This window comes from Chryseobacterium sp. NFX27, from assembly GCF_049887855.1.
Classification (GTDB): Bacteria; Bacteroidota; Bacteroidia; order Flavobacteriales; family Weeksellaceae; genus Chryseobacterium.
Genome location: NZ_JAGEKK010000007.1, coordinates 223,647 through 245,479 on the forward strand (window position 1 = coordinate 223,647; position 21,833 = coordinate 245,479).

The 21,833-nt window shown below is 34.2% G+C and carries 14 protein-coding genes and 1 tRNA gene; 14 read left to right on the forward strand and 1 reads right to left on the reverse strand.

Going from position 1 to position 21,833, the window contains the following annotated elements; all coding sequences use genetic code 11:
* Positions 1–56 precede the first annotated feature (56 nt).
* From J4Q03_RS10285 to J4Q03_RS10305, 5 genes are all read left to right on the forward strand, one after another.
* The gene (locus J4Q03_RS10285; RefSeq protein WP_426048093.1) at positions 57–860 is read left to right on the forward strand and encodes a cell wall anchor protein; all 804 of its coding nucleotides are present in this window, start codon (positions 57–59) and stop codon (positions 858–860) included.
* Positions 861–864: 4 nt separating this feature from the next.
* A complete protein-coding gene (locus J4Q03_RS10290; RefSeq protein WP_426048094.1) occupies positions 865–1,341 on the forward strand; it encodes a hypothetical protein in 477 nt (158 codons plus the stop codon).
* A 51-nt stretch (positions 1,342–1,392) separates the two neighbouring features.
* On the forward strand, positions 1,393–7,965 hold the full coding sequence (locus tag J4Q03_RS10295) for an RHS repeat-associated core domain-containing protein (RefSeq protein WP_426048095.1): 6,573 nt from the start codon (positions 1,393–1,395) through the stop codon (positions 7,963–7,965).
* The gene (locus tag J4Q03_RS10300) at positions 7,949–8,557 is read left to right on the forward strand and encodes a hypothetical protein (protein ID WP_426048096.1); all 609 of its coding nucleotides are present in this window, start codon (positions 7,949–7,951) and stop codon (positions 8,555–8,557) included. Before J4Q03_RS10295 ends, J4Q03_RS10300 begins: the two co-directional genes overlap by 17 nt.
* 244 nt (positions 8,558–8,801) lie before the next feature.
* Entirely contained in the window at positions 8,802–9,365 is a 564-nt protein-coding gene (locus J4Q03_RS10305) for a hypothetical protein (protein ID WP_426048097.1), read from the forward strand.
* A 200-nt stretch (positions 9,366–9,565) separates the two neighbouring features.
* On the opposite strand, the gene J4Q03_RS10310 is transcribed toward J4Q03_RS10305, so the two are convergent.
* A complete protein-coding gene (locus J4Q03_RS10310) occupies positions 9,566–9,712 on the reverse strand; it encodes a hypothetical protein (protein WP_426048098.1) in 147 nt (48 codons plus the stop codon).
* 328 nt (positions 9,713–10,040) lie between these two features.
* Here J4Q03_RS10310 and J4Q03_RS10315 point away from each other — a divergent pair, with 328 nt between their 5' ends.
* The 9 genes from J4Q03_RS10315 to J4Q03_RS10355 all read left to right on the forward strand — a co-directional run bounded on the left by J4Q03_RS10315 (position 10,041) and on the right by J4Q03_RS10355 (position 21,731).
* A complete protein-coding gene (locus J4Q03_RS10315; protein ID WP_426048099.1) occupies positions 10,041–13,202 on the forward strand; it encodes a S41 family peptidase in 3,162 nt (1,053 codons plus the stop codon).
* A 164-nt stretch (positions 13,203–13,366) separates the two neighbouring features.
* Positions 13,367–14,086 (forward strand): AAA family ATPase, encoded by a 720-nt coding sequence (locus J4Q03_RS10320; protein ID WP_426048100.1) that lies wholly within the window; start codon positions 13,367–13,369, stop codon positions 14,084–14,086.
* Positions 14,087–14,223: 137 nt separating this feature from the next.
* Positions 14,224–14,297: transfer RNA gene (locus J4Q03_RS10325), tRNA-Asn, on the forward strand.
* A 632-nt stretch (positions 14,298–14,929) separates the two neighbouring features.
* Positions 14,930–15,115, forward strand: coding sequence for a hypothetical protein (locus J4Q03_RS10330; RefSeq protein ID WP_426048101.1), 186 nt, complete (start codon positions 14,930–14,932; stop codon positions 15,113–15,115).
* Between the two features lie 137 nt (positions 15,116–15,252).
* Complete coding sequence (gene gwsG / locus J4Q03_RS10335) at positions 15,253–16,218, forward strand: grasp-with-spasm system ATP-grasp peptide maturase (RefSeq protein WP_426048102.1); 966 nt, start codon at positions 15,253–15,255, stop codon at positions 16,216–16,218.
* Between the two features lie 168 nt (positions 16,219–16,386).
* Positions 16,387–17,385 (forward strand): hypothetical protein, encoded by a 999-nt coding sequence (locus tag J4Q03_RS10340; RefSeq protein WP_426048103.1) that lies wholly within the window; start codon positions 16,387–16,389, stop codon positions 17,383–17,385.
* Between the two features lie 28 nt (positions 17,386–17,413).
* Positions 17,414–18,220, forward strand: coding sequence for a GLPGLI family protein (locus tag J4Q03_RS10345; RefSeq protein ID WP_426048104.1), 807 nt, complete (start codon positions 17,414–17,416; stop codon positions 18,218–18,220).
* A gap of 125 nt (positions 18,221–18,345) precedes the next feature.
* Positions 18,346–18,477, forward strand: coding sequence for a hypothetical protein (locus tag J4Q03_RS10350; RefSeq protein WP_426048105.1), 132 nt, complete (start codon positions 18,346–18,348; stop codon positions 18,475–18,477).
* A 725-nt stretch (positions 18,478–19,202) separates the two neighbouring features.
* Positions 19,203–21,731 carry a DUF5686 family protein gene (locus J4Q03_RS10355; RefSeq protein ID WP_426048106.1) on the forward strand — a complete coding sequence of 843 codons (2,529 nt, stop codon included), beginning with the start codon at positions 19,203–19,205 and terminating at the stop codon, positions 21,729–21,731.
* Positions 21,732–21,833: the final 102 nt, after the last annotated feature.

Genomic DNA, 21,833 nt, shown 5'->3' on the forward strand with positions numbered 1-21,833 from the left:
CTAGTGAATACTACACTACCATTTAAAAAAAACCATTTATTACACTTACAGAAACTATGAAACAGTCTTTATTATTTATTTTATGCCTTTCAGCTTCTTTATTATCAGCTCAGAGCTGGAATACAACGGGTAATTCGGGAACTAACCCTTCCAATAACTTTCTGGGAACAACAGATAACCAACCTCTTGTTTTAAAAACCAATAATGCGGAAGCTATGCGGATACTTCCTGATGGGAAAATAAAAGTGGGAATCGGTGATCCTGTAGGAAGTGGTGAAGCATTCTTCAGAATATACAAAGCTGAAGGGGCGGTTTTAGAAGTAGCCAGTTCACTGGGATCGTTTCAAATCGCAAAATCCACCTGTGACGGATGCTGGGGAGGACTTACCGGTGACACGGTCCTTAGAAATAAAGGAAATACACATAATATTATTCTTTCAATGCCCAATAATAACAATGACGGAAAATATTATATTGGTATTCAAGATGGCTCCAATGGCACTTGGATAAAATTTTTCAACAATGCCACTGCTAAATTTGATGGTAAAATATTTGCCAAAGAGGTAGAAGTAAAAGCCAACATTTGGGCAGATTACGTATTCAAAAAAGACTATAAACTGAATACTTTGGAAGAAGTAGAAAACCATATTCAAAAGAATGGACACCTTCCTAATATTCCATCAGAAAAAGAGATTCTCAAAAATGGAATCAACGTAGCTGAAATGAACGCTAAGCTTCTTGAAAAAATTGAGGAACTTACTCTATATTCTATTGAGCAGAATAAAAAACTAAAAGCTCAATCTGAAAAGGTAGAGAAGATGGAAAAACAACTGGAAAAACTTCTTTCTGAAAAAAAATAAACACATGAAAAAAAAAATACTTTCTTTCTTCTCCCTTATAATAGGATTTTTAGGATTTGCACAAACTGAGGTCTATTTCAAATATGACGAAGCCGGAAACCAAAGATACCGAGGACCTAATGTTGCAGGAAAAACAGCTCCCACTGAAACAGCAAAACAGGAGACTAAAACAGTAGCTGCCCTGCAACAGCAAGAAGCTCCTGCCATGGATGAAAAAACTTTCCTGAAACAAATAAGACTATATCCTGTACCCGTTAATGACTTTCTTACTATCGACTGGACCGAAGAAGCAGACGATCTTATAGAATCCGTTTCATTATACCAGCACAGTACGGTACACTGGAAATTCCAGCAACAGAATATTCCGGGATTGAACCGTCAGCTGAAGATTAATATGACGGGTTATGACTGGGGTGTTTATATTCTACGCTTTACGCTGAAAGACGGAAGAGTCTTTAGCAGAAATGTTACCAAACGATAGACTATTTTCTGATTCGTTATTTATCAATTTATTAATTCAAAGAAAAAGAATATGAAAATTTTCTATTCATTCATCATATCCTGTCTCTCAATATTAGGATATTCACAAACTATACTATATCAAGCTGAAAACACCTCGCGAACGGTTCAGGATCCGCAGGCCGTTGTTCTAGCACAAGGATTTCACGCAACATCCAATGTATCCAATCCTTTTGTTGCTAAAATAGGTCCTGGTACGGGAAATTCGGGAGGTGGGCCTACCGATTCTAATGCAGGAGCTAATAACCCAAGTGGAACAACTGTTTTGGGTGATCAGAAATTCCATGATACAAAGGGAAATATTGAAGTGAATGGTGCAGGACAATTACAATTTACTTTACCCATTGCTCTGCCTCCGGGAGTAAAGAATGTAGCCCCACAAATTAATCTGGTTTATTCCAGTGACTCCGGAAATGGAATTGCTGGTTATGGTTGGAATTTATCTGGTATAACTTCCATTTCCAGAACTGGAAAAAATATAGACAAAGATGAGGAAGTAAAAAGTATCCAGATTAATTATTCAGACTATTACAGCTTTAACGGACAGAGACTTATTTTGAAATCAGGAGAATATGGAAAAGATGGCGCAGAGTATGCTACAGAGAAGTATTCCAACATCAAAATTAAGTCTATAGGAAATATGCCCTACTGGCAACAGCCCGAATATTGGGAAGTAACCTTTGAAGATGGTTCTCGGGCCTGGTATGGTGGAACGACTCCTGGCTGGAGTAATGCTACCAATCGTCTAGGATTTAGTATAGTAAAGTGGAAAGATGCCCAAGGAAATGTTATCAATTATAACTATGACCAGACAGAGAATGTCAACGTCATTAAATCCATAACCTGGGGAGGGAATGAAAAGCTAGGGACTGCTTCTTTCAATGAAATTATATTCGATTATAATGATAGAAATATTCCGGAAAGCGCATATATCAACGGTTCCGGAACTTTGTTTACCCAAACAAAGATTCTAAAGGATATTACAGTAAAAACAAATGGACAAGTCTTCAAGAAATATGTACCGGAATATATAACCGATTCTATAGGATATCAGTACGTTAAAAAGATTACTGAATCTAACTCGACTGGCGAGTCAGCAAATCCAGTTGAATTTAATTATCCTAGTCAAAGTCAAACTTCTATTAGTGGTTGGAATATAGACAGCCAGGCTTTGTTTGATAAAATGAAATTTACCGGAGATTTTAATGGAGACTCTTACCTTGATTTTGTAATGACCGATGGGACTATTAAATTGGGGGTTTTTAATGATGATTTTGATGTTATTCAGACTAACAAAATCTTCAATTCCAGCTCTGTAGTTGTTAACACATTCCTGGATGATGAGACAAAAAAGGTGGTTAATGGTAATGGGATTGCAGAGTATGAAGGCGGTAAGATTTATGTATATACTTTTAGAAACAATACTTTTGTCAAGGTATTCGAAAAACTGGTTTCTGAAACAATATGTACAACATGTACAGCAATACTAAATGAAGGAGACCTAAATGGAGACGGCATATCTAATGTCTTTCTTACTTTATCAGGATCAGGGTCTGTAGAAAGATATATCATAGATCTGAGCAATTCAAGAAATTCTGTTTCTACTTATACTTTGGACAATGGGATTAATGAAAGTTTATATGCAGATCAAAGATATATGGATATTGATAGTGATGGAAAGGTAGATATTATTAATGTATCCAACACTGCATACACTGTATTTGAATTTGTAGAAACAGCACCCAATGTATACATAAAAAAGATTAAGTTTTCCGGAAACTTAGAAGAAATTAAAGGGAATGAGTTTCCTGTACTATTTGGAGATTTCAATGGGGATGGAAAGCTTGACTTTACTCTTCCTTTGACGGAAGGAAAGGTAGGTAAAGATGACTGGAAATTTTATATAGGAACAGGAAAAAGCTTTAATACAGCTTTCAAACCTGATTTCTTAATGTATAAAAATGAAGCTACACAAAATAATGGAGCATGGCTAAGATTTAGCAGGACGATGTATTCCATTTCAGATCTTAATGCAGATGGAAAGTCTGATATTGTTCAGGTTCATTCCTATTCTAACTTATTAAGTTCAAATACGAGAACGATGGGGGTTACCGTGAATGGACTGATCTCGAAAGGATCTCCTATGTTTGGATATATAGATTTTGTAACCCAGAATATTTATACCTATCCTACCCCCCCTCAGTATAATATCATTCAGCCTTATGATGATCTTTCCATTTATCAGCCGATAACCAATGTGATAAGATCCAATAATAACTATTATAACGTTTTCTTATTCAGGAAAAATAATGTTCTTAAAATTAAGGCTCCTACAGGGGTAGATGAATTAAAAAGAATACAATCAGTTACTCAAGGGGGAATTACAACATCCGCTACCTATTTGGAAGTTGTTCCTGATAATGTAATTACTCCTAATTTTTATAAAAATACAAAAAGTGAACTGTATCCCTATTTCTCGTTAAATAGAATAGACAGAGGGTATGCTGTCTCACAACTTCAACAAGCAGGCAGAAAGCAGGACTTCCGATACAGAGGGATGACAATACATATGCACGGAAAAGGAGTGATCGGATATTATCAGACCGCACGTTCTTCCTGGTATGCTGACGGCCTGGAGAATACAAAAATATGGTCAGGAACAGAAATTGATCTTTTAAATGAAGGTGTTCCAGTAAAAGAATGGAGTATCAGAACTAATGATGAATCGAAAATTTTCCCGATAGATATTTCTGAAAACAACAGTCAATTATTAAGTTTAAAATCAACTATTTACAAAACCAACAGCTTATTAAACGGTCAGATTGTAGACATATATTCGATCTTTACTACTGACAAACCGAAGATTATTACTGCCATTGTTCCTGAAAGTACAAGGACAAAAGATTTTTTAACAAATGTCATAACAAGTAACACAGTATCCTATAATAGTTATTACCTTCCGGTAAAAACTGTATTAAATGTTAATAATGGGTATGCTACAACCACTTCTACATTTAATTACATCCATAATCCAGCAGGATCAGGATCAGATTATTATATTGGCCGTCTGGAATCAAAAACCGATATCGTGCAGGCTTATGGAGATACGAAATCTGCCAAAGAGGAATATATTTATGACAGTAACCTTTTAAAAACACTCAAAACATGGAACAGAGACAATACTGGTTATCTTCTGGAAACATACAATTATGATGGTTTTGGAAACCTCATTCAAAAAACAATCAGTAATAGTATAGATGCTCAGGTACAAACTAACAAAGCGACATATGAACCTAAAGGAAGATTTGTAGAAAAGAAAACCGATAATTTAGGTCTGGAAACTCATTTTATTTATAATAATTGGGGACAGATTGAAAAACAAACCGATCCGCTTAGTAATATACTTGTCAATAAATATGACGAATGGGGCAAACTTCTATCTTCCAAAACCAATGTGGAAGGCACCACAACTTATCAGTATGTAAGAGATGCCAATTCCAACATAACAATTATACAATATGACCCTAATGGTGATATATCAAAAAAACACACCAACAAACTGGGACAGGAATATAAAGTTTCAACCAAAGCATTCGCACAGGGACAGTTTGTTTCAAAAGAAACCCAATATGATATACTGGGAAGAAAAACTGCAGAAAGTGAACCTTTCTTTGAAGGGAGTAATCCTACCCAATGGAACACAATGGCCTATGATGACACCATTTTCCCTACAAAAACAACGACTACGTCATTCAATGGCAGTCAGGCGGAGACTTTTGTTTCAGGCTTAACAACAATGGTAAAAGAACTCAACGGCTACGGAAGAACAAATTCCCAAACCACAGATGGATTAGGTAATGTTCTGTTTTCAAATGATAAGGGAGGAACTATTCAATTCTCCTATAACGCTGCCGGAGAACAAATAAAGGCTCAGTATGCCGAAAATATTGTTACTACAAAATACGATTCTTGGGGTAGAAAATCTGAGTTCAATGATCCTTCCAACGGATTGTACAAATACGAATATGACGGATTTGGGCAGCCTAAGAAAACCATCAGTCCGAAAGGAACTAAGGAATATATCTATAATAATTTAAGTCAACTTATCTCTCATACTGAAATCTCCACAACAGATAGCGGACGGGCAACAAATAAAACCATTTCTTACACCTATGATAATAAAGGCAGGGTAATTTCAAGAAGCGGAACATCAAAAGGAAAAGCATACAGTTCTAATGTTTCTTACGATCCTCAGGGCAGAATATTGTCTTCATCCGAAAATAGTAACGGAAAATACTTTATCCAAAAAGGAATGACCTATGATGATAAGGCAAGGTTAATTTCCTACGAAAAACAATTATATTCTTCGGGAACTTTGACTAAAGTACAAGTTGAAAATGTATACAGTGCATGGAATGGAGAACTTTATCAGGTAAAAGATAAAACTTCAGGCAAGCTATTATGGGAGCTCAATCAAATCAATGAAAAAGGACAGGTCCTTAAAGCAAAGTTAGGATTAGTAGACATCATCAATGATTATGACACAAGCAGTGGTTTTCTTAAAGAAATCAGACATAGTTCATCTGTAAAGCCAAGTCTTTTAAATATCCGATATCAATTTGATGCCATCAGGAATGAACTGGAAAGCAGAGTGACGGGAGGTGATTTCAATATTACAGAATTCTTTGATTATGACAACAACAATAGGCTGGTAAATTGGACAAATCCTATAACGGGAGTTAAAATACATAATGCCATCCTTAATGTTTATGATGATAAAGGTAGAATACTTGAAAACGACCAGGTCGGAAAGATTAAATTTGAAAATTCTTCCAAGGTATATCAGCCGACGGGGATGACATTGAATGCTGCAGGAACTCAAAACTATAATAATGACATGATTCAGAGCATTGCTTATAATGAAAACAATGACCCTGTATTTATTGATGGTGAAAAAGGTGATGTAGCTTTCCAGTATGGACTGACAAGTATGAGACAGAAAGTAAGCTATGGAGGAAGCTTTGATCCTGATCAGGAAGGAAAATTTACCAAATTTTACAGTGAAGACGGAAGTTTTGAAGTGCTTAAGGATAATATAACCGGAAAGGAAAAGCATATTCTTTATATAGGTGGAACCCCTTATGAAAGCAATATTGTATATTTAAAAAACTTTACGGAAAGCAGTGGTTCTTATAAATTTCTTCATAAAGATTACTTAGGAAGCATTCTTGCCATCAGCGATGAAGCTGGAAACAAGCTGGAACAGAGACATTTTGATGCATGGGGAAATTTCACTCATCTGCAGGTTGGAAATGGTGCTATTATCACAGATAAAAATAGTATTGCCAGCACTTCATTATTAGTAGAAAGAGGCTATACCAGTCATGAGCATTTTGCAGAGGTAGGCATCATCCACATGAATGGCAGATTATATGATCCTTTATTAAGAAGATTTTTAAATGCAGATGAAAATATCCAGGATCCTTACAATACCCAGAATTATAATAAGTATGGGTATGTACTGAACAATCCCCTGATGTATAATGACCCAAGTGGGGAATTTGCATTTGCTGTTTTGGTGGCGGTAATGGCTAAAGCAGCTTTTGCTGCAGTCGCAATAACTGCTGCTACCTATACTGCTACGGCATTAATAAAAGGCAACTGGACGGTTAGCGGATTTTTCAGGTCCATCTCTTCGTCAGCAATTACCGGAATGGTAAGTGGGGCATTGTCATTTGGGATAGGAACACTGTTTCAGGTCGCAAGTATTGCCAATTCCCTGGGTACTACAGGTGTTATGCTGGCAAGAGCTGGATTACATGCTGTAAGTATGGGTGTGCTTTCTTCCGTTACAGGAGGTAGTTTTTGGAGTGGCGCAGCAAGTGGTGCATTTGCAAGCTTGAGCGGAGATTTGTTGAGCGGCGTTAAAGGAGGCTTTTTCGCAAGTAATGTAGGAAAGCTTGCAACCGGTGTAACCTCAGGAGGAGTAGGAAGCGTACTTGCTGGAGGAAACTTCTGGCAGGGAGCGATGAATGGATTCTTTGTGACAGCTTTTAACCATTTGGAACATCATATTCAACAAATGTCGAGACAGCAGTCGATACAAGCTATTAAAAAGCAATATCCTCGTCTTTATGAAGTATTATCAAAACTACCACAATATTTAAAAGATAATCCCCAAATATTGAATACTTTATCTGAAGATACAGGTCTTACAAAGGAACAAATTCTAAAGTTTATGGATATTAATAGTTCTGAAGGACAGATTATTAAGCTGAAGGAAATGAAAAATTTGGGACAATCCGGCTATCCTAAGAGTTATTTAAATGCAAATTTGGTAAAAACATTTGAAGGGCTACAAAATGCTGCATTTATACAAGGAACTTCGTTTTTATTAGCGGTGACAGTACTGCACGAATTTGTACATTGGGGAAGAGCCTATAATATTCTATCATCTGATGCCCCCAATAATAAGTGGGGAAAAAAAGACTATGGAGGTTATTGGGAAATGAAAACATTTGGAACGGTTACAGGAATAAATCAAGAAACAATTAATTTATCATACAAATATGGCTGGAAATTTTAGAAATTTGAACCTTATATTTCTACTGCTTTTTTTTATCAATTGTAATAGTAATTCGATAAAAGATGAAACGATTGGTAAAGAAATAATTGATGAAAATATGAATAAATTTATTTCTAATTTATATGGACTATCAACAGAATATCATAAAAATGGAATGTTTCCTATTTTTATGTTAAAAAAAGCAGGAGGCAGTGATTTTTTTAAAGAACATTGTGAGTCTATATTAGAAATGGGAGAATTAAATACAGCTGAAAACTGTAAAAAATACTTCTACGAATTAATTAATAAAGAAGGATTTAATATAAATGGAGATACGAAGTATCTTTCTTTTGACATTAGAAGCCTTTCAGAAGTCTTCACTAAAAAAAATATTCAAGTAATAGAAAATGAATCAAGTATTAAATCTAATGCTTATGTGGAAATAGAATTCTCAAATATTTTTATAGACAATAAATTGAAAAAGGCTTTTATTGTATTAGAAGAAACCGACTTTATAGAAGGTCAGTATGGGGGAAAAGTTGATATCTATTTTTTTTCAAAAAGAAAAGATAAATGGGTTTTTTATAAAAAACTTATGTTAATAACTGCTTAGGTTTTAAGGAACGATTCCAAACGTGATGATAATCTTTTATTAAAAAAATTTATCACTGAAAAAAGATTAAAAATAAGAGTAGTCAAAAACTGACTACTCTTATTAATTTTCTTAAAATTTACCATGAAAACTTCCCTCGATAATTATGACAACATTTGAAAGCTATAAAAAAATATAATCTGTAACAATTTAATACTTTAGAAATTAAACTTGATTCAAAGATCATCTTGGTAATAAATATATTATGATTGAATTCAAAACAGAAGTTAAAGAACTTCTTCCTTACGATAGAAAACAATATCTATTATTAAAAAAATGGTATGGAGTATCATTTCAATTACCTAATGATACAAAAAAAATAACATCATTAGAATTTATTAATAACTATGAATCTTTTTTTAGAAATTTGATTGAGCAACTTGATAATGGTTACTCATGGATTGTAAATCATGATTATATAGATAAAAATTGGTTTCCTAATGATGATAATACTTTAACCTCGTTAAGAGATTTATTCAAAAAAAACAGTATCCCCAATACGTTTATAGGTGCTTTAATCTTTTCAAAGGATGATTTGTTGAAATTTACTAGAGATTTAATTTCGTATCCTCATGCTGTATTTGTTCAAAAGGAGATTTTATATAATGATAAAGATATTTCAAATAATAAAATACCGTTTGTTATAAAAATATCAGGACATTTGAATATAGATTTATTAAGCACAGATAAGAAATTATTAAAAAAAATTGTAAATTCTAATTCTTCAGATAATTTTATCATAAAAGAATATAGAGGAACTAAACTATAGCAAGATAGCTAAAATGTTTAAAATCTTCATTGATAATAATTAAAATAACAACTAATAAACGCCAAGCCTGCTTCTAATGAAGCAGGCTTTCTTATTATACTAAGTTCATTAAAAAAAGCTGATTAAAACCTATTGCTACCAACTTTTCTAATTAAAAAAGCCATCGCAAAACGATGGCTAAAAAATCAAATCTAAATAAACTACAAATTCGGATTATTCTCAATCTCCTTCTGCGGAATACTGAAGAGATAATACTTACTGTTCGGTACAAAAGCAGACCGGTCCGGGAAATTAAAGACAGAATGCCCTCTCCCATTTACTGTTTTTACCGTTCCGTCCGTAGTCACAATCTATACTTTTACAGCTTGTCCTTTAAATTGCAACATTACACCTTACATTCTAAATTATGACTAGAATTTCTGCTGCAACAATTTCTCTAAAAGAATGAAATCATTGAAAACAATAAAAAGAAATGAAAATAGACAATAAATATAACTGCCTAACTCATAATCAGAGGGTCGCTGGTTCGAGCCCAGCAGGAGGAGCCAATTAAGGACAAACACTTACATTCATCTGTAAGTGTTTTTTTTGCTTTAAACTTTTCGGATCTGATAAATCAATGATATATTAGCAGTAAATTAATAACTACAATAAGGCATAATATCAAATTATTTCATGAAGAAAATCTTTATCTCATTATTAACAGCTTTTTCTATTATTCAGCTTTCGGCACAGGAAAAGTCTTATTTTTTATCAAACCCTTCACTTAGTCCCGACGGAACAACGGCCTACTTCGCTTATGGTGGAGATATCTGGAAAGCAGACTCAAACGGTGGGAATGCATCGAGAATCACAGCTTTAGACGGAGAAGAAATTAATCCGCGCATTTCTCCTGATGGGAAATGGCTGGCATTCAGCTCCAATCAGTATGGTAATTATGACGTTTACGTAATGCCTGTTGAAGGCGGAACGATTAAACAGCTGACATTCCACACCGGAAAAGATGAAATAGAAAGCTGGGGATGGGACAGCAAAACACTTTATTTTACCTCAAACAGGAATAATAATTTTGGAAGTTTTAAAACAAGTATTGAAGGAAAAACACCACAAAAACTTTTTAAAAATTACTTCAATAACACCAGCGGAATCGCCGAAACTCCAGCAGGAGAATATCTTTTCACCAACTCTTCAGAAGCCGCCAATCAGACCCACCGTAAACGCTATAAGGGAGAAAACAACCCCGATATTTTAGGATACAGTCCACAGAACAGCGCTTTCAGACAGTACACGAATTACGAGGGAAAAGACTTTAACCCTAGTGTCGACAAAAATGGCAGTATTTATTTTATCTCCGATGAGAATAATAATGAATACAACCTATATCAAATTGAAAACGGTAAAAAAGTACCGCTGACCCAGTTTGATACCTCTATTAAAAAACCTTTTGTTTCAGCAAACGGATCCAAAGTCATATTTGAAAAAGACTATCAGCTTTATATTTACGACGTAGTCGCAAAAAGCACAAAAGTTCTGGATATCAGCCTCAATACCAATAAAATTCTGGAAAAAGAGCAAAATTTCAGTGTAGAAAACAACATTTCTTATTACAATGTTTCGCCGGATGGTAAAAAGATAGCTTTTGTAAGCCGCGGTGTCCTGTTTGTTTCTGATATCGAGGGAAAATTCACACAAAAAATTTACGATGGAAAAGAGCGCGTAATGGAAGTGAAGTGGCTGAAAGACAATCGTACATTGCTTTTTAGCCAGACCGACAAAGGTTATCAAAACTGGTTTAGCATTGCTGCAGACGGCAAGGACCAGCCCAAACAGCTGACTCATGATTTACGTAACAATCGCAATATAACCCTTAACAATGATCTTTCAAAAGCGGTTTACCTAAGCGGCCGTGACGAAGTAAGGATAATGGATCTGAAAAGCTTCAGCTCTACAACTATTGTAAAAGATGAAATCTGGGCTTTCCAGAATTCAAGACCTTCTTTTTCGCCTAATAACGAATATGTATTGTTCTCAGCAAAAAGGAATTTCGAGCTGGATATTTTCATTTATAACATCAAAAAAGGCCAGACTATAAATCTCACCAATACCGGTGTTTCGGAGGAAGATCCTTACTGGTCTCCCAATGGTAAATATATTTATTTCAGCAGTGACAGAACCAATCCGTCTTACCCTTTAGGTATGCAAAAATCCAATATTTACCGGATGGCTCTGGACTGGTTTGATGAACCCTATAAATCCGAAAAATTCGACAAGCTTTTTATTGAAGAAAAAAAATCCCCTGAAACAACAAAAAAGACGAAAGAAAAAAAAGACGAAAGCAAGGAGAAAAAGAAAGAAAAAGAACCCGTTATAAAGGAACTAAAAGTTGACCCGGAAAACACTCTGGAAAGAATAGAATTGGTTACTGACAGGTATGGATATCAGGACGATCCTACAGTTTTTTCCGACGAAAAGAAAGAGATCCTGCTGTTCAATTCCAATCAGGACAATGGGAAAAAGCAGTTATTCAAAAAAGTGTTTATTGAGTTCGAGCCTGCGAAATCTGAGAAAGTCTTCGATAAAGAGGCTTCTCATATCACCAAAATTGAAAAAAACCTTTTTGGATTAATAGAAGGTAATATTTATAAAATGACACTGGATGCATTAAAGCCCGAAAAAATAAATATTCAGCATGCTTTTGATAAGGATCTGGCTTCCGAATTCACTCAAATGTATAATGAAGCCTGGACAGGTGTTGAAGAAAACTTTTATGATGAAAACTTTCACGGGATTAACTGGAAAGCAAAAAAAGAACAGTATGCAAAATATCTTCCGTATGTAAACAACAGAAATGATCTGCGAATTCTACTAAATGATCTTTTGGGTGAACTTAATTCTTCACACACCGGGTTTTCCTCATCAGGAAAAGAAGAAACCAGATACCTGAACTATTTTACCAATGAAAGCGGAATTGTATTTAAAACCGACCAGCCTTATATAGTAGAAAGCATTGTCCGGAAGTCTCCGGCATTCCGCTCCGGTGTCGATATCAAACCCGGAGATCAGCTGACTGCCGTAAACGGAAAAAAAGTTGACCCTCTTGAAAACCGTGAAGCTTATTTCACAAGTCCTAAAAAACAGGATGAGCTTATTCTTACTTTCAGCCGTAGTGGAAAAAAAATAACTACAAAAGTACACCCAATTTCAAACATAGATTTAAAAGGGCTGCTTTACGATGATTGGATTTTCGACAACCGCCAGCGCGTCAATAAGCTTAGTGATAATCGTATTGCTTATTCATACATGAAAAACATGTCAAGTGATGAGCTGGATCGCTTTCTCTTGGATATGGTAGAACAGGAAAACAAAAAAGACGCTGTTATTCTCGATCTACGATATAACACCGGCGGAAATGTTCATGATAAAGTCTTGAACTTCCTTGCTCAAAAACCTTATCTGCAATGGAAATACCGTGAAGGAAAAATGACTACTCAACCTAACTTCGCTCCTGCCGGAAAGCCTATCGTTCTGCTGATTAATGAAGGCTCACTAAGTGATGCTGAAATGACTGCGGCGGGCTTTAAGGCCTTGAAACTGGGGAAAATTATCGGTCAGGATACGTATCGCTGGATTATCTTCACTTCGGGGAAAAGCCTTGTAGACGGCTCTTTTTACAGACTCCCTTCCTGGGGAACCTATACTCTTGACGGACAGAATCTTGAGAAAACTGGTGTAAAACCGGATATTTATGTTAAAAACACCTTCGTAGACCGGCAACAGGGTAACGATCCCCAACTGGAGCGGGCTGTTCAGGAAATATTAAAAGATTTAAAAAAATAAAACCACACAATACTCCACCCGGGTTTGGCAAGAATAGCTGACAATAAATTAAAGGTCGCTGTTTCGAGCGGAGGAGTAAAAAAAGACTTACAGAAATGTAGGTCTTTTTTTATTTGCATACCTTTTGATGGATGGATTTGACAATACCTAATAAAATAATCAAGATGCCTTATTTATCCCGGATTTATTTAAAAGACAATCATCCTGAAGGTTTTCCTTTCAATCTTCCCTTTCTGAGCAATGGTTTGGATTTAAAACTCAAAAGCAATGTCACTTTTTTCGTTGGCGAAAACGGTATCGGAAAGTCTACATTACTGGAAGCCATTGCAGAAAAGTGTGATTTCAACGTATCTGGAGGCAGCAGAAATCACAATTACAATTTCCACAAAACAGAATCTGAACTGTCCGAATACCTTACCCTGTCCTGGAAATCTAAAACCGGCCAGGGATTCTTTATGAGAGCTGAAAGCTTTTTCAACTTTGCAACCTACATAGATGAAGTTGCCGAAGAAGACCGAAGCGTTCTGAATGCCTATGGTGGGAAATCCTTACATCAGCAATCCCACGGCGAGGCTTTTCTTGCCTTATTTCACAATCATTTCCAGAATGGTCTTTATATTCTCGACGAGCCGGAATCCGCACTTTCTCCACAAAGGCAATTATCATTACTATCCGTCATTCACAAATTGGAAAAAGCAGGAAAGGCTCAATTCATTATTTCCAGCCACTCCCCGATCCTGATGAGTTATCCCGGTGCAGAAATTTATGTATTGGATGAAAAAATTCAACAGACCGGTTACAGGGAAACAGAGCACTATCAGCTAACAAAGAATTTTTTAGAATCTCCGGAACTCTATTTCCGGCATTTGTTCGAAGATGATTAAAGTTAATTCAAAACCCTTCTGAAATATTTCTTACTGAAATTCAACATTTTTAGTCAAAAACCATCGTTAATCGGGGATAAAATTTGCCTGATATTAATATTCCTTTTATATTTGCAACACCTTAAACAGAGGAAAATTCCTCCTTAGCTCAGTTGGTTAGAGCATCTGACTGTTAATCAGAGGGTCGCTGGTTCGAGCCCAGCAGGAGGAGCAAAAAAGACTTACAGAAATGTAGGTCTTTTTTATTTCTATTCAACTTCTGTTAGTACATTAGTACACCATATTATTTAGTCGATTTTATAATATCTCTATATTCTTAATCCACACTATTTATCTCATAATCAGATGAGCTCTTCGAAAGTAAAGTAGCCTGCCAAAAATCTTAGATTAATTTCAAAAACCATTAATATTTATAAAGGAAAATTTGCAAACTACATTCATCGTTTATAAATAACCACGCCAGCAATAGATCGGCCACTAACAAAAAATTCCAGTTCTACAAAATATCCTTATTGCTGAAAAGCTAGGCTATAATAGGGAACAAGCATTTACATTGGCATTCAAAAGAATAAAAGGGACTATCCCTGGAGCTTATTTAAGAAATTGCAAAACAAAATAAACCACCAAAACAAAATACTTGCTTCCAATATTTTACATTTAATAGATTCATGAATTTATGCCTATAAGTTCATGAATCTATTGAGTATAGGGTTGTGGAATCTTTGATGTTCCTGCATCTTTGTTTCCAATAAAAGCACAATTGATTTTATATTTTTCACAATAATAATAGCGGAATCCGAAAAGCTTAAATAGAGTAGGAAAAAATCATTTTTTTTAAATATTATGAAAAAAGAAATCAAATCAAAGAAATCCTTAGAATCTTTAAAAGGTAAAAAACTAGGTGATTTAAAAACTGTTTATGCAGGACTAGCTTCAAACACCGGTTTTCAAGATGCCGAAATGGCAAGCTGTATTACACTTATCTATAATGGTGGTACAGCTGATGATTCATCTTGGGATCGTAAGTAACAACGTGCTAAAAAAGGCCACCTCAATACATTTGAGGTGACTTTTTTGTTTTTATTCCAAGGGAGACGTCTTTTTAAATAGACAAATCTCAATTTACATAATTTACTTCCCAATAGTCTTTTTCAAATTATTATAATATGATCTTAATTTTATCTACTCCGAATGATGATGACACGAACTGGGTAATGGAACACTTGACGATTCTTGGCGAAAAACATATAAGAATTAACGATTTGGATTTATTTACCGGAAAAACGAAAATGTATGTTGAATTAGAGCCACATCCTAAATTGATTGTAGAAAATATTTTTTTTGGAAAAGTGGACATGTCAGAAGTTAAATGTGTTTGGTTTAGGAAATTTGGTTTTTTTAACAGGTATAAAGAAAATATAAAAACCGAAAAAAACATAGAACTATTAAATTATCTGGAATCAGAATATATATCGACATTAAACATTTTCTTTGAATTTTTAAAAGATAAAAAATGGCTTAATCATTATCAAAAGTTAGAATCCATGACTAAAATAGGAACTTTAATGGCCGCACATGAAATAGGCATTAAAATTCCTAAAACATATATAACTAACAATTCAGATAATTTAAACTACAACCAGCCCTATATCACTAAATCTATAAATGAAGGGTCAGTCATTGGTATTGATGATAAAGCTTTCTTTTTTTTCACTACCCAATTAAGTGAGAAAAAAATCAGGAGTTATAAAAACTTCTTCCCAAGTTTATTTCAGGAAATGATAAGCAAGGAATATGAGCTGAGAATTTTCCACCTGAACGGGAAAAATTACAGTATGGCTATATTTTCTCAAAATGACGATCAGACAAAAACAGATTATAGACAAGTAAACTATGAGAATCCTAATAGATACGTTTCATATACCCTCCCTGAATCTGTTGATGCAAAAATCTCTGCTTTGATGCAAAAAATAGGATTGAATACAGGTTCTGTGGACATGATAAAAGCCAACGATGGCGAATATTATTTTTTAGAAGTAAATCCTTCTGGTCAGTTTAGAATGACTTCATTACCTTGTAATTATAACCTTCATTATGAAGTTGCTCATTGTCTCAAAAACTTGAATACATGAAAAAAAGTTTAATAAAAGAAATAAAACATAAAAAGGAATTATTTCCAATTCTATTCTCAAATGTCTTTCCTTTTCCAAATACTAAAAAGGCAAGAAGAAATAATCTGAGTAGACAAATCTCGACATCTATTCATCAATCGGAAATACACTGTTTAAGAATATACAAAGATGGGATCAATTTATATACAGAACAATAAAGACAAATATATTAACTTTTTTTCTTGCTGTATATTAGTAAGAGGTTTTGAAAGAAGTACTATATATGATATTCAAAGAGAAACTATAGAATTCATACCTAATACCTTAATAGATTTTATAGAGGATATCAGAGGAAGAAAAGTAAGCGATGTGTTGGAAGAATATAAACTAAATAAAACTGCAAAAGAATATTTGAATTTTTTAGAAAAAAAAGAATTTATTTTTTATTCCAGCAATCCATCTTTCCCTAATTTATCTGCTATAAGCATCAATGAAGACACATCCGAAATCCTTTTTACAACGGTTATTTTATCACAACATATTTATGATAATATAGATACATTTGCGAAAAATATTCGACAATTAGGCGTTAAAAGGCTGCACCTACATATTGATAACGGTAACTGTATGGACCAATTATTGAAAATATTATCATCTTTGGAATATTCTCAAGCTTCTAATGTATCGCTTTCTTTTCCATACCAAAAAATAAATAAAAAAGTCTATGAAAATAAAAGGCTTACCTCTATTACCTTATTTAATTCTCCAAAAAAACAATCTCTAATAAATAATGATATTATTAAAAATTATATCACCTGTGATGATTCTAAACTATTTTTAACCCGATTCAATCTGTTCGATATTGCCATAGGTATTAATGCTTATAATGTGGCAAAAAATTATAATTTAGCTTTATTCAAGACTATATTTATCGATAGAAATGGGAATATAAAACATAATTTTTCAGATAAAAACAGTTACGGAAATATTTTGGATGATTTTGAAGAAATAAAAACAAACACCGTAAAAACATTATCGAAATTATGGAGTATTAAAAAAGATGATATTGAGCCATGCAACGTTTGTGAATTCAGGTATTGCTGCACAACGACATATCTTCCAGAAAAAGGTAAAACAGGATATAAAGTTGATTGTAACTACAATCCCTACACTGCAGAATTTAATTAAAGATTAAACTTGATTCATCTGTATTATTATGACTTATAAAATTTCAATAAATTTAGTATTCATCTTTTTATCCTGTAGTCTTTATGCTCAAAATTTTAGACTTGGTTATCAACTTACTTATAAAGAAGATTCCTTAAATTCCGAGACAGTGAATAAAAATATGATCCTTTTAGTTCAGGAAGATAAATCTAAATTTTTGACTGAAAAACAATACAAGGTGGATTCACTCAGAAGTACGGGATCTAAAGCGGCGGCCATAGGAGATAATAGCTTTTCAGTTATTAACTATGAAGAAAATTTAAGTTTTAAATATTATTTTTTTATTAAAGATGTGTACAAAATAAAGGAATTTGTAGAACTGAATTGGGAACTAAAACCAGAAACAAAAAAAATAGGCACCTATTTATGTAGAAAAGCCATTTTAAAATACAAAGGAAGAACCTGGGAGGCGTGGTATACTCAAGATGTACCAATTCAGGCAGGGCCGTATATATTCCGAAATTTACCCGGATTAATAGTTTATATGGAAGATTCTACCGGTTCTTATAAGTTTAGCCTTTATTCGATAAAGAAAAAATCCGATACGTTAGATTTTCACAACATGTATAAAGAAGCAATTAATATTCCGCAAAAGCAGTTACAGAAAGTATCTTTAGATTATTACAGTGATCCTTTAAGAGAAATAAAATCACAAAATGTGCAAGCAAAATTTATAGATGAAAAGGGAAAGGAGATAAAGCCTGATTTCAGAGAAATGACAAAAACAATCCAATCTCGTTTGAAAATGTATAACAATCCAATAGAACTCTCGGAGGCTATACAATATCCGGATTAATTTAGGTTTAAAAAAATTTTCGTTCTACCAACAGCCGGACTACAAAGATTGTAGTCCAACTTGTTTAAAGAATGGAGAAGTATACTTTCTTAAAGCTAAAACCTGATTTTATAAAAACAAATTTGATGGAGAGAAAGCAAGATCAGTCTCAATTTCTTTCCAAATATCTTCCAAATCTAACACTTCCCCTTCAGCTTGCTATCATACTTAACAGAAAGCATTCTCTCCTTATTTTCTTTACAGAGTATATTAAATAGATCCAAAACCAAGATCTTAATTTATTTATCGGGTTATTGGCTCAGATAATGCTTTTTATGGGCTGGATAGATATACAGTCGTAAGAACTAGATTTTTACTTCATTCTCTATAGGGTAAATTTCTATCACTTCCGATTTCTTTATCAAATTAAAACTTTCATTAATTTCTGATTGGGTAAGTGACGAAAGCAAAAAAAACTGATTAAAGATTAGGTTACCCAAACCAACGGTTTTCCACAAAACAATAAAAATGTTAGCTATAACCTCTACTAATCAAAAAACATATTACACCATATACTTTGTGGAAAACTGTAACACAAATATTTAAATTACTGAAAATAAATAAAATACACATGTTGGTAATTTGTGGAAAAAATATCAATAAGCTATTAGCATATTATGGAAAGTACTTTAAAAACCTGTTAAAAGCATGTGGGCAACCTGTTGAAAATATATTAAGAAGCTGTTAATAGCAAATTAAACACGTGGAGAAATTGTGGAAAAAATGTTAGTCGTGAATTTTATACCATACATTTCATATAGCACTTAACCTCCTTTATTCATTCTAAAAATCCAATATTATGAAGTCATTAATCAGTACAATCTTTTACTGTTATTTTCGTTACATTTGTAGTTTTGTGAATTTTCATTAAAAACGTTAAAAAAATGATCTTTTTTAAATAAACAGCACGCTTTTTGTTTGTGCTAATTGCTTGAAGAAACAAATGATGTTAAATAACAACTCCAAATATTATAATCTCTTCTTTCTGTTTTTTATATCCTGCCTGGCATACGCCCAAAACACAGTGAACGGAAGAATTGTAGATGCAAAAACCAATAAAGAAATTACCGATGTAGACGTCTTTATTAACGAGAATACTGAACCTTTTTTAAAAACTTCTCTCGGAAGCTTTAGTGTTCAGTCAGACAGTATTATTTATAAACTGAAATTCTCGAAAAAGAATTATTCTACCGAAACCATTACCATTACTCCTGAAAATGCTGCCAATATTTTTGTACAGCTTTCGCAGGAAAAAGTAAGTACGATTGGCGAAATCGTTATTCACAACGAAAAAACCAAATACAAAAACAAAAAAGAAAATCCTGCTTATGCTATTATGCAGGAAGTCTGGAAAAGAAAACGGAACAACGGCTTAGAGAAATTCGACACCTATACTTATAAAGAATACGAGAAAATCCAGTTTGATGCGAACAACCTAGACAGCGCTTTTATGAGTAAAAAGATCTTCAATAAGCTTGATTTCATTTTTGATTATGCAGATTCTACTGCCAGCGGAAAGATTGGGCTTCCTATTTTCCTGAACGAATCCATCTATGAAAATTTCGGAGAAAACAAACCCGGAAAAAAGACAAAAAGACTATTGGTTGCCCAAAAAACATCAGGTTTTCAGGATAACCAGGTAATTACTATCACTGCAAAAAATCTCTACCGTGATATTAACATCTATGATAACACGTTAAATTATTTTGACATAGGGTTTCCAAGTCCGGTCGGCTCAAATGGATTCAGCACTTATGACTATAATTTAACGGATACCATCTCTATCCACGGTGAGAATGCCTACAAGATTAGATACCAACCCAAAAGGAAAGATGTTTTAGCCTTCCAGGGTTATCTTTATATTGACACAGACAATTATGCTGTTTTAGGAGCTACTTTAAAATCAACGCAGAAAATCAACGTTAATTTCATCAACAGCATTTCCACAGAACTGGAATATGACAATCCCGATGAAAACACATTTCTTCCTAAAAAATTCATTACAGAAATAGAGCTTACTCCTTTCGCAAAAAAGAGAACCTCTAAAAGTATTATTGCCAAACGGTCGGTCGATTATTCTCAATATGAATTCAATAAACCTCTTGATGATAAAGTATTCACAAGGAAACAGGAAGAGTACGACGACAAATTTGTCGACAAAGATGATGCCTATTGGGTAAAAGCTAGGCCAGACTCTCTGTCCAAATCCGAACAGGGCGTCTATGAAATGCTTGACAAGCTTCAGCAGACTCCAAAATTCAACCGTATTGTTAAAATCTACGAAACACTGGCATCAGGGTATTATAACGCTTTTAAAGGGATTGATATAGGCCCTATCTTTTCAATTTACGGTAAGAATGAAGTGGAAGGTGACAGAATAAGACTGGGAGCAAGAACTTACTTTGGGCAAAATGATCCATGGAGAGTTCAGTTTTATACAGCTTACGGATTTAAAGACGAAAAGGTGAAGTACGGAGCCGAAGCCCGCTATATGTTCAACAGAGTGAACAGGTTCATGATCGGAGCCGGAACAAAAAGAGACATTGAACAGTTAGGTGTACAGCTTACTACCGATGACGGAATTATGGCACGTACGTTTGCTTCTTCTACCCTTTTTGCAAGAGGAGAAAACGCCTCTTTGAGTTCTATAAACAAGACCAATATTTTTGCAGCCATTGAACCTTGGAAAAATTTTCAGGTAAGAGTAGACGGAACACTGCAGAGTATAAAATCTGCAAACCCGGATAAATTCAGCTTAATGTATTACCGCAATGGAGATCTGAGAAAAACGCTAAATGACTCCCACGTTACTTTAAGTTTAATTGCAAGACCTGGAGCAAAATTCTCCCAGACAGGAGTGGACCGTTATGAACACGGCACCCTGGCTCCAACTATCATCCTGAAATATACAAGAGGTATTGAAGGTCTTTTCAACGGTGATTTCAACTATAACAGGCTTCAGTTTATGTTCTACAAGCCCATACTGATCGGAAGCTGGGGCAAGACCATTGTCAACTTTGAGGCAGGAAAAACTTTTGATACAGTTCCTCTGGCCCTTCAGAATGTAATACCGGGAAACCAGTCGTACAGCTTGGCACAGAATACATTTTCACAGCTTAATTATTACGAATTTGTAGCAGACACCTACTCAACGCTTCATCTTGAGCATCATTTCAACGGAAAAATACTTTCTTTCATTCCTTTGATCAAGAAGCTGAAACTTAGGGAAATTGCATTTATCAGAACAGCTTACGGAACTTTAAGTGATGCCTCTAAGTCCATTAATGTGGAAGGCTTCAAATATTCAGCTCCCAGCGAGCAGATTTATTTTGAATATGGATTCGGAATTGAAAATATAGGAATCGGAAACCTCAGGATATTCAGGGTAGACTTTAACTGGAGAGGAAACTATCTCGACAGACCGGATATTTCAACCTTCGGAATAAAAGCAGGATTCCAGATAGGATTTTAAAATACAGCTCTTTGTCTAATCGACAAGGAGCTTTTTTATAATTATATAATCTAGCCAAAAACATAAGCCGCTAAAACTTTTAAAGTAGAGTACGCTCTTTTA

Excerpts from the sequence above, each read along its gene's own strand:
- J4Q03_RS10305 (WP_426048097.1), top strand. The coding sequence starts at position 8,802 with ATGATTGAATTCAAAACAGAAGTTAAAGAACTTCTTCCTTACGATAGA.
- J4Q03_RS10295 (WP_426048095.1), top strand. The coding sequence starts at position 1,393 with ATGAAAATTTTCTATTCATTCATCATATCCTGTCTCTCAATATTAGGA.
- J4Q03_RS10290 (WP_426048094.1), top strand. The coding sequence starts at position 865 with ATGAAAAAAAAAATACTTTCTTTCTTCTCCCTTATAATAGGATTTTTA.
- J4Q03_RS10320 (WP_426048100.1), top strand. The coding sequence starts at position 13,367 with ATGCCTTATTTATCCCGGATTTATTTAAAAGACAATCATCCTGAAGGT.
- J4Q03_RS10285 (WP_426048093.1), top strand. The coding sequence starts at position 57 with ATGAAACAGTCTTTATTATTTATTTTATGCCTTTCAGCTTCTTTATTA.
- J4Q03_RS10355 (WP_426048106.1), top strand. The coding sequence starts at position 19,203 with ATGATGTTAAATAACAACTCCAAATATTATAATCTCTTCTTTCTGTTT.
- J4Q03_RS10350 (WP_426048105.1), top strand. The coding sequence starts at position 18,346 with ATGGAGAGAAAGCAAGATCAGTCTCAATTTCTTTCCAAATATCTTCCA.
- J4Q03_RS10340 (WP_426048103.1), top strand. The coding sequence starts at position 16,387 with ATGGGATCAATTTATATACAGAACAATAAAGACAAATATATTAACTTT.
- J4Q03_RS10315 (WP_426048099.1), top strand. The coding sequence starts at position 10,041 with ATGAAGAAAATCTTTATCTCATTATTAACAGCTTTTTCTATTATTCAG.
- gwsG (WP_426048102.1), top strand. The coding sequence starts at position 15,253 with ATGATCTTAATTTTATCTACTCCGAATGATGATGACACGAACTGGGTA.
- J4Q03_RS10345 (WP_426048104.1), top strand. The coding sequence starts at position 17,414 with ATGACTTATAAAATTTCAATAAATTTAGTATTCATCTTTTTATCCTGT.
- J4Q03_RS10330 (WP_426048101.1), top strand. The coding sequence starts at position 14,930 with ATGAAAAAAGAAATCAAATCAAAGAAATCCTTAGAATCTTTAAAAGGT.
- J4Q03_RS10300 (WP_426048096.1), top strand. The coding sequence starts at position 7,949 with ATGGCTGGAAATTTTAGAAATTTGAACCTTATATTTCTACTGCTTTTT.